The sequence below is a fragment of the Apibacter sp. B2912 genome, assembly GCF_009827835.1.
Lineage (GTDB): Bacteria > Bacteroidota > Bacteroidia > Flavobacteriales > Weeksellaceae > Apibacter.
Genome location: NZ_WINV01000002.1, coordinates 607,275 through 622,231 on the forward strand (window position 1 = coordinate 607,275; position 14,957 = coordinate 622,231).

The 14,957-nt window shown below is 30.3% G+C and carries 8 protein-coding genes; 3 read left to right on the top strand and 5 right to left on the bottom strand.

Annotated elements, in window-relative coordinates:
* Positions 1 to 134: 134 nt before the first annotated feature.
* Together GFV01_RS05970 and GFV01_RS05975 are read right to left on the bottom strand one after the other, a co-directional pair.
* Positions 135 to 1,478 (bottom strand): NCS2 family permease, encoded by a 1,344-nt coding sequence (locus GFV01_RS05970; RefSeq protein WP_160542365.1) that lies wholly within the window; start codon positions 1,476 to 1,478, stop codon positions 135 to 137.
* A gap of 118 nt (positions 1,479 to 1,596) precedes the next feature.
* Positions 1,597 to 2,523: a ribonuclease Z gene (locus GFV01_RS05975; protein ID WP_160565568.1), complete on the bottom strand. Its 927-nt coding sequence runs from the start codon at positions 2,521 to 2,523 to the stop codon at positions 1,597 to 1,599.
* A 321-nt stretch (positions 2,524 to 2,844) separates the two neighbouring features.
* Between GFV01_RS05975 and dctA the strand changes: the two genes are divergently transcribed.
* Together dctA and GFV01_RS05985 are read left to right on the top strand one after the other, a co-directional pair.
* Complete coding sequence (gene dctA, locus GFV01_RS05980) at positions 2,845 to 4,146, top strand: C4-dicarboxylate transporter DctA (RefSeq protein ID WP_105297054.1); 1,302 nt, start codon at positions 2,845 to 2,847, stop codon at positions 4,144 to 4,146.
* Positions 4,147 to 4,614: 468 nt separating this feature from the next.
* Positions 4,615 to 5,790 carry a cysteine desulfurase family protein gene (locus GFV01_RS05985; protein ID WP_160565570.1) on the top strand — a complete coding sequence of 392 codons (1,176 nt, stop codon included), beginning with the start codon at positions 4,615 to 4,617 and terminating at the stop codon, positions 5,788 to 5,790.
* Here GFV01_RS05985 and GFV01_RS05990 read toward each other — a convergent pair.
* The 3 genes from GFV01_RS05990 to gldJ form a co-directional block, all read right to left on the bottom strand.
* On the bottom strand, positions 5,762 to 8,605 hold the full coding sequence (locus GFV01_RS05990) for a M1 family metallopeptidase (RefSeq protein ID WP_160565572.1): 2,844 nt from the start codon (positions 8,603 to 8,605) through the stop codon (positions 5,762 to 5,764). The genes GFV01_RS05985 and GFV01_RS05990 overlap by 29 nt on opposite strands.
* Positions 8,606 to 8,637: 32 nt before the next feature.
* Positions 8,638 to 9,153, bottom strand: a complete 516-nt coding sequence (locus GFV01_RS05995; protein ID WP_160565574.1) for a Smr/MutS family protein — start codon at positions 9,151 to 9,153, stop codon at positions 8,638 to 8,640.
* A gap of 77 nt (positions 9,154 to 9,230) precedes the next feature.
* Entirely contained in the window at positions 9,231 to 10,901 is a 1,671-nt protein-coding gene (gldJ, locus tag GFV01_RS06000) for a gliding motility lipoprotein GldJ (RefSeq protein ID WP_370513732.1), read from the bottom strand.
* Positions 10,902 to 11,049: 148 nt separating this feature from the next.
* Between gldJ and porU the strand changes: the two genes are divergently transcribed.
* Positions 11,050 to 14,928 carry a type IX secretion system sortase PorU gene (porU, locus tag GFV01_RS06005; RefSeq protein WP_160565576.1) on the top strand — a complete coding sequence of 1,293 codons (3,879 nt, stop codon included), beginning with the start codon at positions 11,050 to 11,052 and terminating at the stop codon, positions 14,926 to 14,928.
* The last annotated feature ends 29 nt before the right edge of the window (positions 14,929 to 14,957 follow it).

The following is a 14,957-nucleotide window of genomic DNA, read 5'->3' on the forward strand; positions in this document are numbered from 1 at the left end:
AATGGATGAATTAAATTTTAATTAGATAGTAAAATTTAATTCATCCATTACAAAATATATATTTAGTAGAATAAATTCTTAACCAAATATATCTTTCTATAAATTATTTATTTTTCCATCACCGTTTTTCAATCTCATCCTAAAATCTTCGAAGCATCCAAAACTATTTTCACTAAAAACAGTAACGAAACAATATAAACCGTTGGAGTAACCTCTTTTCTTCTGCCTCCTAATACTTTCAATAAAGTAAAGCTTAGCATACCAAATACAATACCTTCCGCTATACTAAATGTAAAAGGCATAAAAATTATGGTTAAAAATGCGGGTAAACCTTCCGTGATATCATTAAAATTAATTTTTACAACAGAAGAAATCATAAAGAGACCGACAATAATTAAAGCCGGAGCTGTGGCAGCTGCCGGAACTAATAAAAATATAGGTGCTAGAAATAAAGATAAAAAGAACATCAAAGCTGTACTAACTGCTGTAAGACCGGTTCGCCCTCCGGAGGCTACTCCGGAAGCACTTTCTACATATGAAGTAATCGTGCTGGTACCCAAGATCGCTCCAACCGTCGTTCCCAATGCATCAGACAATAATGCTTTTTTCATTTGAGGAAAATTTCCTTCTTCATCCGTGAATCCCAGTTTAGATACAACTCCTATTAATGTTCCAATCGTATCAAACAAATTAACAAATAGAAAAGTGAAAACTACAATCAACATATCCACTGAAAATATTTTGTCCCATCCTTCAGAAGAAAACATCGGTTCGACAGCTTTACCAAATATAGGTTCAATGGAAGGAGGCATGCTTACCAATGAACCAGGTAATTGTATGTCCCCCAACAAATAGCTGAATAAAGTGGAAACTACAATTCCCGCTAAGATGGATCCATTTATATTCCGCGAATGAAGTACAGCCGTAACCAACAATCCCGCAAAAGCAATCCATACCGAATGTTGTTTAAAATCACCTAAAGCAAGAAAAGTATTGGGATCTGAAACAATGATATTCGCTCCTTTTAGTCCTATTAAGGTAATAAATAATCCAATTCCGACAGGAATTGCCTCTTTCAATACTCTGGGAATGCTTTTAACTATCATTTCCCTGACATTCAAAAAAGTGAGAATTATAAATATAAGTCCCTCTATAAAAACAGCTGTTAGAGCAAATTGCCAAGAATATCCAAGTCCTAAAACTACAGAAAAAGCAAAAAAGCTGTTCAGTCCCATTCCGGGTCCTTGTGCTATGGGCAATTTTGCCAATATTCCCATTAACAACGTCGCAAAAATAATAGCTAACGTAGTTCCTGTAAAAAGAGCTTCTCTATCCATTCCCGTTTCCGATAAAATACTAGGATTGACAATCAAAGCATAGGACATGGTTAAAAAAGTTATGATCCCGGCTACTAATTCTTTTTTAATAGTTGTACCATTTTCGGATAGCTTAAAATATCCGTCTAGAAAAGTTTTCATGTTATCAGTTTAGTTTAGTTTAGTAAAAAGCAAAAGTACTAACAAATAAGTAATATTGATTAGTGTTTTTGTGTGTAAAGGCTGCCTTACCACTCATTTAATCAATTGCATTTTTTATTTAATTAATTATCAGTTTATTAAAATCTAAAGTTAAAAGCTCTTCGGGTAAAATCGTATTGAAAAAGACTTGACCGGCTTCTTCTTTTAGTATGGATATATCGGTATAACGATTGGAAAAATGCCCTAATATTAACACTTTAACGTTTGCCATTTTTGCTATTTCTGCGGCTTGATGTGCTGTGGTATGTCCTGTTTTAGAAGCTAATTCTCTTAATTCATCTAAAAAAGTAGCTTCATGGTATAAAACATCTACCCCTTTAATTAACGGGACTATATTGGGACTGAATTTGGTATCTGAACAAAAAGCATAGCTGTAAGAATGTTTAGGAGGAAGGGTAAGATACTCATTTTTTATGATATCTCCGGATTGAGTTATAAAATCTTTACCTAATTTCAAATTATGATAATCGCATACTTCAATTTCGGGATTGTATTTAATTACATCCATATTAAGCCTTCTCGGCTTTACTTTTTCTTTAAACAGAAACCCATTGGTGTAAATACGATGGTTTAATGGAATCGTCCAAACACACAATTTATTATCTTCATAAATTAATTCACTTTTTAAAGAAGTCAGTTCAATAAAGTTAATATCAAAATGATTACTACTCTCAGTTAATAGTAATTGAATTTCAATTAATTTTTTAATTCCTTTAGGCCCATAAATGGTTAAAGGTTCAGTTCTTCCCAATAAATGAAAGGAAGATATAAGCCCGATCAAACCAAAAACATGATCGCCATGCAGATGAGAAATAAATATAGTATTTATATGGGTAAATTTTACTCTTGCTTTTCTAAGTTGTACTTGAGTCCCTTCTCCACAATCTATTAGAAAATATTGGTTGTTACATTCTAATAACTGTGATGTAGGATTGGTACGAACAGTCGGAACCGCTGAGTTATATCCTAAAATAGTAAGTTTCATAAATTTTAAGTTGTATTTTTGAGTTTTTACAAACTATTACCTTACTAATATTTTTCATAAAAATACATGATTTTTTTCATTTGATAAATAAAAAATTAATTTTTAAGGCACTTTTTTTTACGCTTTTTTTTCATTTTTAACGCATTTTTTAAGAAAAATAAGTGATTTTTTAATGAATTTTTTCTTAATTAAATTAACGTAAAATACTATATTTCATACAATTACAGTTTCAAAAAATGTTTTTTAAAGAAAAAAATTACAATTTATAACAATTCAAATATATTATTCATATATTACTGTCCTTAATAAAATAAAAACAATATGAAAATACTTAAAAGTCTTTACGTACAAGTAATAATTGCCATAATTATAGGTATTCTTATTGGATATTTTTTCCCAAGTGAAGATATTATAGTTAATGGAGTTAAACAACACAGTACGGGACTTGGTGAAATGCTAAAACCATTAGGAGACGGATTTATCAAGCTAATTAAAATGATTGTAGGACCTTTGATTTTCTGTACCATTGTGCTGGGTATTGCAGGAATGGAAGATACTAAAAAGGTGGGTAAGGTTGGTTTAACAGCTATTGTTTATTTTGAAATTATGACAACAATAGCTTTAATCATCGGCTTGGTTTTCGTTAATGTGCTAAAACCCGGAAACGGCATGCATGTAGATCCTTATGCATTGGATTCTTCATCTATGTCCCATTATATAGAAAAAAGTAAAGAAGATCACGGAATTATTACGTTTATTTTGGATATGATTCCTGAAAATGTTATTGCTTCTATTGCTTCTAATAATTTACTTCAAGTGTTGGTATTTGCCATTCTTTTTGGTTTTGCCATGACGAAAATCGGACCTAAATCTTCAAAACCGGTTCTATCCGTAATGCAATCTTTCCTGGATGGACTTTTTGCTATTATAAAAATAATTATGTATCTGGCACCTTTAGGAGCCATGGGTGCTATGGGATATACCATTGGAGTTTACGGATTGAAAGCATTGAGTAATTTAGGAATGTTAATTTTATGTTTTTATCTAACATGTATTGTTTTCATTTTCGGAGTTATCGGAGCAGTTCTTTATTACAATAAAGTCAACATATTCAAATTTATTAAATATATTAAAGAGGAACTTTTAATAGTGCTCGGCACCTCATCTTCCGAATCAGCATTACCGGGAATTATGAGCAAGATGGAGAAGATAGGATGTTCTAAGTCTGTCGTTGGTTTGGTTATACCAACCGGCTATTCTTTTAATCTCGACGGTACTTCCATTTATCTTACCATGGCTGCTGTTTTTATTTCTCAAGCTTTAGACATGCATTTGAATTTACAACAAGAAATTACGCTTCTTTTAGTATTGCTTTTAACCTCAAAAGGTGCAGCCGGGGTAACAGGAAGTGGTTTTATTACTCTTGCCGCTACCCTTCCGGTAGTAGGACATGTACCGGTTGAAGCTGTGGCATTAATATTCGGTATTGATAAATTCATGAGTGAAGCAAGAGCTTTAACTAATTTAATAGGTAATGCAGCGGCTACTATTGTTGTTGCCAGAAGGGAAAATGAATTTAATTACGATAAAGCTGAAAGCATATTAATATCCAATAAGTCTTAAGTGTGATTTGTAATTTATTTTTAAAAAATATAATTTGTTAAATAAATATTATCATTTTTTTGGTAAAATTATAAATTAAAAATAGATTTGTATAAAATATACTAGTTTTGAAAGTCCTGGTAGATAATTTACTAGGGCTTTCTTAGTAAACTTTCTATTTTTTACTTCGACTTATTTATAAATATTCTTTTTAACGCAGGCTTACGTAAATTTATGAACATATATTTTTTATTTTTGTAATACTATGGATTAGCATAATATTAAATTTTTTAAAAGAAATTTGAAATTTTAGATTAATAAAATTTATTATTAGAAAATATTGAAAATATAAAAGTTTTACAATGTTAGTTTTTATTTAATATTTTAAATGTTAATCTTATGAAGTAATTTATTTCGATAAATAAATTATCTTCAAGCATTTAAAATAGAATACGAGCAACTTTTGAATTATAATTAAGCAATTAACCAATGAAAAAAATATATTTAGACAGTGCCGCTTCAACCATTATAGATGAAAGAGTTATTGAATCAATGATTCAATCTATGAAAGAAGATTTTGGTAACCCTTCTGCTATACATAGCTTTGGGCAAGAAAGTAAGTCAAAAATAGAAATGGTCAGAAAAAATATAGCTCAATGGTTGCATGTAAATCCTAATGAAATCATTTTCACAAGCTGCGGTACTGAGTCTAATAATTTAATTTTACGTTCTTGTATAGAAAACTTATCTATTAAACGGATCATATCTTCTCCTTTAGAACATAAATCTGTTTTGGAAACCATCAGAGATCTAAAAGAAAAACATCCTGAAATTGAAGTTGTTTTTCTTCCTTTGAAGAATAAAAAAGGGGATTTGGATATTGCTTTTTTAGAAGATTTACTAGAAGATAAAATTCCAACATTAGTTTCTTTAATGCATTCCAACAATGAGATTGGAAATTTAACGGATATTGATTGTATTGCTCAATTATGTAAAAAATATGGAGCTTTATTTCATTCAGATACTGTTCAGACCATGGCTCATTATCCTTTAGATTTCTCTAAAACACCCATTGATTTTGCTTCTTGCAGCGCCCATAAATTTCATGGTCCTAAAGGAATAGGAATGGCTTTTATAAGAAAATCAAGCGGTTTAAAAGGTATTATTACCGGAGGAACACAGGAGCGTAATTTACGAGCCGGAACCGAAAATGTTTACGGGATTGTTGGCTTAGGTAAATCTTTTGATTATGCTATGCAAGAATTAAAGGAAAGAAGAAGGCTAATTGAAGATTTAAAACAATATACGATTGATCAATTGTCTAAAAATATACAAGGGGTTTTGTTTAATGGGCATGGAACAGATTTTACTAAAAGTAACTATACACTTTTAAGTATTTTACTTCCTTTTCCCAATACTTTAGTTGGTTTTCAACTCGATATGAAAGGTATCGCCGTTTCTCAAGGAAGCGCCTGTGCATCCGGAGCTTCTAAACCGTCAAAAACCATGTTGCAGCTTTATACCGAAGAAGAATTAAAAAATACAACGACGTTACGCATTTCATACAGCCATTATAATACAAAAGAGGAAATAGATGTTTTGATCAATTTTCTTTCTGAAATACAAAAGAATTTAACTAATACCATCCCCGCCGAAAATGGGTAACCACCGCGCTTAAGTTAAAATTAAAGGTAAATCGAATATGGGATAAATAATTATTTTTTGTCGGTTCAAATCCCAATGTTGATTGAATGGGTAAATACAATTCTAAAAATTCAGGTATTATGTTCAATTTAACTCCAGAATCGTAGATAAAATACGTAGATTTCTTTTTATTCGAATACAATCCCATATCTGCATATAAGTCAAAAGGCTTCCATAAATGTATTTCTCCATTTAATGAAGTAATCCATTTATTGGCTGATTTATCCAACATGGATTTAAACCCTCCTTCAGCCATTATATATTGTTGATAAAACAATCCGCCGGTTGCAGATCTTCCTAAATAATCCATGTAATTGAAACTATAATCTGTAATATGATCTACTCCGAAATCGAAGTAAGTAGAATTGGAATGATTGTTAATAAAATATCCTCCAAAATAGCGTAAACTTATTTTTTTATTCGGCGCATATTCATGTCTAAAATATATTTCTGTACTTATTTTATTGAAAATATTAGAATGTTGAAAGTTCGTTTTACTATACCATTCATTGATTATTCTTTTATCTGAATGCGAATACGACAGATCCAGCAGATTATAATGGGAATAATCATTTTTTTCAAGAATTTTAAACGGATCTTTTTCTCTTTCAACACTATTAAATGAAATTCCTATGGTTCTGTTAATATCTGATCTGGGCCTCTTTTTAAATATAAGATTTACATTTCCTGAATATTTTTTATAACTCAAATTCTTATCATAATGATAATAAGTATATCCTGTTCCCATAGACATTCTTCTGAATAAGCCCTCTTCCATATCGTAATTGTAATTTAAGGCACCTGAACCCGTTAAACTTTTGGTTCCTGTGGAATAGGTTGGAGAAAATGAATATTCAAAAGGTCTTGAAAATGGAGAACTATTATAAAAACGTAATCCTAGTATAAATTTATCGTAATTGTTCCAGTTTATATTGGGTTCATAAAAAATTTGTGTATAATTAGGATTATCAACGTCTGCATAGAATTTCATTTGCAATTTCTTTCTGTTCTTATAGATACCCTCTGTATTCAATAAATTATCATTATCGTTAATTTCCGGAAACAGGTAATTTTTATTTATAAGTAAACGATCATATTCTCCATTTTTAAATGAATATAAAGAATCTTTATTGGTTGAAAACACCCATTTCTGATTGATTATCTTCTTGTTTTTTTCTCCCGTGATTAATATTGGAATCGGTAAAGCAGTTTTATTAGTGATACGTACTTTTATAGTATCTTTTTCATACTTATCCTCATAAAATTTTTTAATCTTAAAATTAATACGATCATTGGTAACTATATAATTTTGAAAAAACCATGCTAAATTTTTTTGAGAGTTTGTTTCTAAAATCCTTTGAAAGTCTGATGAAGTAATTTCACGATCTTTTCCTTCTTCTATAAGCTTTTTAACTGAATTTTCGAAAAGATCCGCTCCCAAATAGGCGGATAGAAAATTAAAACTTAATCCCGATTTAAATCCACTAATTATATACTGGTTGATATTGCTCAATTCTAAAAAATCTTCACTTATCGGCTGATCATAATTTTGAGTTGCTATATATCTGTAACCTAATTTATATCGATCGGTTATAGGAACTTTAGATATGAAAAAATATTGTAACGGTTTAATTTTTATTATGCTAAGTTCTTTAGGAAGATTACCTAATAATTTAGTGTCAGGATAATACTTCTTTAAATAATTTAATTGATAATAGGTAAGCAAACCGTTAGGTATCCAATGATATTTATTTTTATCCACTTGTATTACCTGATTGATAACTGAATAGGCTATTTGCTGAAACATTTTAAGATCAATTTTTACGTCATCAGGAAAAAGTTTCCATTCTTTTAAACCCAATAATTTAATGTCATCAACTCCTATAAAATTGCGATCTTTTTTAATTTTAGAGCTAATTAATAGTTTTGAGGGTAGTTTGCCTAATTTTTCATTTAAAAATAGTAATTCGCGTTTAATATTTTTATAATAAATTTCTTTAAATTTTTCATTAATGGAATATCCAATAACTACTTCGGTTTGCGATCCGTTTATAGTATAAATAAAAGAAATCGGTTTATTTTTAGTAAGGATCATAGTTACAGCATCACCGCATGTTCCCTGTAATTGATTTTCTCCTACTTTTGTAAGGTCTCCATCCATATATAAACCCACGGGATAATAAAAATTAATAGTATAATTGGTTTTTCTATAGGGATTAAACTCAGTATCGGTAAATGGCTCCAATTTGGGTTTTGAATTGATAAAATCTAGAGGCTGTATAAAAAAGTTTTTTAAAACATAAGTACCTTTCGAGGAAAATCCATATCCGGTAATTCTATTGGAAGGAATTTTTATATTATAATTTAAATCCAAAGATATACTATCATTGGGTAATAAAGGAGAAAAAAGATTTACTTCGTAAAATTCAAAATCTCTAAGTAAAAAAACGGGTTGTCGTTTATTTATAAAGATGGTCAAATCATTGATTCGACCTCTATCCATATATTTTGAAAAATATAAAGTTTTATTTCTATCCTCTAATTTTCGTTTTCCTAATACCGTATTAGTATTAGAATAGGAATTAGCTGCTGCGTGTAAATATATTTTATCTAAAGTTATACCCGTATTATTATAAAAAACGATCTTTTGTTTTACGGATATATTTTTAGTTAGGCTGTCTAAGGTTGCTGATATGAGTATTTTGTCACTTTGTGAAAAGCACAATACGGGTAAAATTACTAAAATTATATTCGATAAGATTCTTAGAATTTTCATAGTTAACAGCAAGAAGTCACAGGAGATGATTACTATTTAAACCTTATTTCAACGGCTCCAAAACGATATTTAATTATATCTGCTTCAAAATATTCAATATCATCCATACTATTTAATATTTTATAAATTTCTTTTTTTAATACTCCTTTTCCCTTGCCATGTATAAGTATTAACTTCTTAACCTTATCTTTCTTGGCTGATTTTATTTCCTCCATAGCTTTATTAATTTGCTTTTCAAGCATTTGATGAGGCATCATGTTTTTAAAAGAATCAACAATATTTCCTATATGCAAATCAATAATTCTTTCTTGTATAGTTTCTTTTTTTACATTATTGGTCTTTTTAGAAGATACATCTTCTTTTTTAGCATTAAAATCGGTAGCTTCAGTATACATATTTGCATATTTATCATAGGCAATTAAGTTATTTAGTGAATGAGTAACTTCAAATCCATAAGAATCTAGTAAAACTGCTTTATTTCCTATAAAATTTTTTATAGTAAAAATTCCTTCTTCATCCAGTAGTTTAACTTTATCCCCGATCTTCATATAGATTGAATTAATAAAGAAGGCTATCTTGAGGATAGCCTTCTTTGTTTTGTTTATACTATTTAATTTATTTTACATTATTTTCTGGGAACTCTATTGCTGGCTCCTCTTTTGGTTCTTTTAGAAGAAGATTCTTTACCTTTATGATCTTGAGCTACCCTAAATCCAACCCATACGGCAGACTCATTTTCAAGCATATATCTTCTTTGTCCCGGATCTAACCAATAAGCGGTATCATTCCAAGATCCTCCTTTAATAACCCTTAAATCATTACTGATTTGAGAAGTTCTTTGTTTGGAATCCTTATCTAAAACTACTCTTCCACTTTTATCTACGGTCCAGTTTCTAATAGGTGAATTGTAGTAATTAAAAGTACCGGTTGAATCAACACGACCATCTCCAGATTCTAAAGAAGATTGTAAATCTCCGTCTCTAAAGTTTCTTGCATCATCTACAATCTCTGTTTCAAACTTTCCTGATAAATTTCTATACAATTTTCTTCCGTCTGCCAAAGTATCGTATTGAATTGAACCGTCATCAACTTTTTTAAATCTTCCGGGATTTCCTTCTTCACTAATAAATTGTTGATAAACGTTTCCTCTATAATAGTTGAAATCATTAAAATCAGTATCTATTAACGGTCTATAAACGTCTTGTGTCCATTCAGCAACATTTCCATACATACCATACAATCCAAAAGGGTTGGATGGATATGCTCTAACATCGGAAGTAATTGCATTCCCATCATTAGCCCAACCTCCACTACCGGAATAATCTCCTTGTCCACCGGATTTAAAATTATCCAGGAATTGACCTCTATTTCTTCCTTTTTTAGCACGCATTCTATTGATCATTACGTCTTTACCTTCAATGATGTTATACTGTCTGTTATCTGCTTCAGCCAGTGCAGCATATTCCCATTCAGCTTCTGTAGGTAATCTGAATTTTTGTACTAAATTTCCTTGAGCACTTTTATTAACTGCAATAATTCTTTCATTTTTGCTGGTTATACCGCTTTGTTTAGCGATTTTATCTTGATTAACAATACCTTCCAATTCAGGATCATTGTATTTATATTTTTCAACATTAAATGAATTTGAACCCACATTATTGGCCGGATTACTATAAAAATCTTTTGGGATAATACCTTTATTCATTAATTCTCTTTCATTGGCTCTATCGGTCAACCAATCACAATATCTTTGAGCTTGTAACCAACTTACTCCAACTACCGGGTAGTTATCAAATTGAGGGGCCCTGAAATAATCTTCTGAATAAACATCGTTTCTGGACAATTTATTTTTCCAAACAAGAGTATCAGGAAGGGCTCCATAATAAATATCTTTATAATTCTCATCCGTTGGTGAATATACATACTTTAACCAAGTTACATATTCACGATATTCATAATTTGTTACTTCAGTTTCACCGATAAAAAAAGATCTTACTTGCATTCGGTTAGGGGTATTGTTCCAATCATGCATTACATCGTCTTTAACTAATCCCATAGTAAAAGCTCCTCCTTCCACGAATACCATTCCAACCCAACCTTTTTCAGTCTTTTTCTTTTTACTATAAAACCAGCCGTTTCTATCATTGGCCTTCCATCCGGTCAAACTTTTCGTATTTTTAGTTCCACCGCCAGGTTTAGTTCTCCCACCACCGCAACTAACTAATGCTAAGGAAATTGAAGAAACAACGGATAATAATAATATGAATTTCCCGATTCTCATTGTATTTATTTTCATAATTAAGATCATGCAAAAATAATATAATATTACTGAAAGAAAAATTTTTTCTACTTTATATTACATAACCTCAAATAACGTTAACTTATTTGTAGATATTGTATATTTAGTAAAATATTATTTCTACTTATTCGTTATTTAGAGGTAAATGAAAAGATTTTTATACATTTTTATAGCGTTTTTCATTCAAGTGTCCACATTTATCCCTGTGGCACAAACTATTACGATTAATTGGGACGGTATAAAGAATTTTTATTATTCCACTGAGCAAGTAAAAAAATATCCTTTCTTTACCAATGATAACTATTCGATTGATGAAGGAATACCTACTTTATATTATGCCGAGAAAACTGATTTTAATGGAGATGTATATCTAACCAATTTACAATGGCAACCTATTGAAAAATCGCAACTTGGCGATACGCCTTTGGACTTCATTCCTGATAATGATATTTTTAGCGCGTCAATTACTAAGTCACGAGATCAAAAATTTATATCCGTAACCATTAAAACATTAAAGAAAACAGGCAATACCATTTTTAAACTGGTACGTTTTACCATTGAGAAAAAAAATTTGTATAGTAAAAATTTTTCATCTACAGATTCCTTTTTGAATATTGAGAGTGTTCTAAAAAACGGATCATGGTATAAAATTAAAATAGCTAAAACAGGAATTTATAAAATTGATCGTAATTTATTACAATCTTTAGGAATAAATTGTAATTCTTTAGATCCCAAAACTATACGAATATTTGGTAATGGAGGAAAAATGCTTCCGGAACCAACCTCATCGTTCAGATACGATAACCTAAAAGAAAATGCCATTTTTGTCCGAGGAGAAAATGATGGAATTTTTGATTCAGATGATTATATATTATTTTATGGGCAAGGACCGGACTATTGGATAAGAAATTCAAAGGTTAGACATAAAAAAAATATATATGAAGATTATGCATATTATTTTATTAACGTCAATCAAACTTCGGGAAAAAGAATTCAATCCAATCCTTACAAAACACCAAACGCTAATGTATATGTAGAGTACGATGATCATCAATTCTTTGAAGAAGATAGACTAAATTTAAATCAATTAGGTAAAATATGGGTGGACGAAAATTTGGGTTTGAAAAATTATAAAGAAATCCTATTTCCGGTTCATGACTTAGTTCCGGGTTCAAGCATAACTTGGAAATATGCTTGGGTATCAAGAAACGGTATTAATGGAAAAATAAATGTGTCGTATAATGATAATCCGGTATATTCATCGATTTTAAGGCCATCCCCTAATGAAATTGATTTTGCAATTGGAAGCCAAACACAAACTATTACTCCAACTAATAATCAATTAAAATTTACATTAGGATTTGATAATTCGGCCAATCCCTCGGCTGAATTTTATCCCGATTATTTTGAAGTCTTATATAAGCAAAAGCTTAAATTTAATGGTAGTCAAATGAATTTCAGAACATTTGATCCCATTGAAGATGGAAAAATATATGGATTTACTTTTGTTCCTTCTGAAGATTTCGAAGTTTGGGATGTTTCAGATGTAGTCAACGCAAAAAAACTGGAACGATCAGCAAATGCTTTTACGTATTCCTATCAACTATTATCAACTAATTTTAAAAACGAAATGATTGCCTTTAAGCACTCAGCTGCCTACATTCCGGAAGTTGTTGGTAAAATTTCAAATCAGGCTTTACATTCCATCTCCGATGTAGATTATATTGTCATAACTGTTCCTGAATTTGTTTCTCAGGCAAATCGCATTAAAAATTTACATCAATCTAAAAATCGATTAAAAGTAGAAGTAGTTACAGTAAATCAAATTTATAATGAATTTAGCTCCGGGGGACAAGATTTAATCGCAATAAGGGATTTTTTACGTTATTTATATAAGAAAGACAATGGAAAATTAAAATATGTGCTTCTACTGGGCTCTGCCTCGTATGATTATAAAAATAAAACCGGAACCGGACATAACTTAATTCCTACCTATCAAAGTTATAATAGCACCGGTCTTAATTACTCTTATGCAACAGATGATTTTATAACGATATTGGATGATGATGAAGCTAATTTAATAGGAGAAGATGCCAATATTTCAGCTACTCAATTAGATATAGCAGTGGGAAGAATGATTGCAAAAAATCTATCCGAAGCAACAGCGTGTGTAGATAAAAGTGTAAAATACGATAATGGACAAGCTCCTCAAGGTACTCCTTTTGGAAATTGGAGATTAAACGCCACTGTTATTGTAGACATTGACAGTGATAACAATTTCCATAAAAAAATTGAAGAAACTATTGCTCAAAATATTTTTGATAAATCTTTAAAAGAATATACACTTAAAAAATTATATATAGATTCTTATAATGCAGATTACACTACAGGTGGAGCCAGATTTCCACAGGTAAATGAAGCTATAAAAGCCGCTTTTAACAATGGTAATTTAGTAATAAATTATTTTGGACATGGCGGGACATTATCTCTTTCTCAATATAGGCTATTTTCAAAAGAAGATGTAAACAGCTTGTCTAATTTTAACAGAGATTTTTCTCGACTGCCTTTATTTATTACTATCTCATGCGATGTTTCCGTATGGGACAATCCTTCTTTAAATTCTTTAGGGGATTTATTATATCTCAAAAAAAATGGTGGAGCAAATTCCATGATTACAACCAATAGGGCGCTATCAATCTATTATGGGTTGAATATGAATCCTATAATCATGAAAAACATATTCACAAAAAAAACTGAAAGTAATCAATATATAGCTCTAGGTGAAGCGCTTCGACTTTCCAAAAAAGAAATCTTAAGTGGAGAAAGTCGAAAAATAAATTTGTTCGGAGATCCCGCACAATCATTGGTATACCCAAAACGTAAAATTAAGGTCACTAAAATAAACGGATTGGATGCAGACCATTTCTCGGGTGTTATAAAAGCCCTTGATTTCATTACCATTGAAGGCCAAGTACTAAATGAAAATGGAGATGTTGATCCCTCTTTTTCGGGAAATATCCAAACTGTTTTATATGATAAACCTGTGGATAAAAAAACTCTAAATAATTTTAATTATAATTCACTTAAACCACCTCTTGAATATAAAGAACAGGTTAATGCCATATATAAAGGAGGTTCACAAGTAAAAGATGGAAATTTTAAAATAGAATTTTACGTTCCTAAAGATATTAATTATGATATCGGTGATGGCAAATTACTTTTATATGCCGATAATTCTGAAATTGACGCCCTATATTTTAAAAATGATTTAAAAATTGGAGATATAAATCCCAATGGAATAAATGATTCGGAAGGCCCAAAAATAGGTTTATACATGAATAATCTAAATTTTGCCAATGGAGGAATAACTGATCGCTCACCGTATCTTTTAGCCTGTGTTACGGATAGTACCGGTATTAATTCAACCGGTTTAGGAATTGGACATGATATCACGGGCGTGTTAAATAATAATGTAAATGGTACCATTATTCTAAATGATTTTTATACCGGGGGAGAATCTTCTCCTTGTCTAAATCCGAATTTAAAAGATTATCAAAAAGGAAAAGTTTGGTATCGATTAGATAATCTTGAAACAGGAAATCATTCAATTAAATTCAAAGTTTGGGATATTAATAATAATTCATCTTCTGCTACCTTAGATTTTTTAGTTGTTGATAACGGTGATCAGGGATTAATAATAAAAAAATTATTAAACTGGCCTAATCCATTTACAACTAAAACATTTTTTCATTTTGAACATAATTGTCCCGATATTCTTGATGTTCAAGTCCAAATTTTTACCGTATCCGGAAAATTAGTTAAAACTATTAACAAAACAGTTACTTCTCAGCCATTTAACGAAGGATACAGAACCGACAAATTCGGAATTGAATGGGACGGATTGGATGATTTTGGAGATAAAATCGGAAAAGGTGTGTATATTTATCGTGTAAAAATAAAAGGAACATCTGAATTTTGTAAGGGTTCAGTTTCTCAAGTGGAAAAATTGGTAATATTAAAATAAAATTTATTTTTGCATTAGAAAAACGCTAT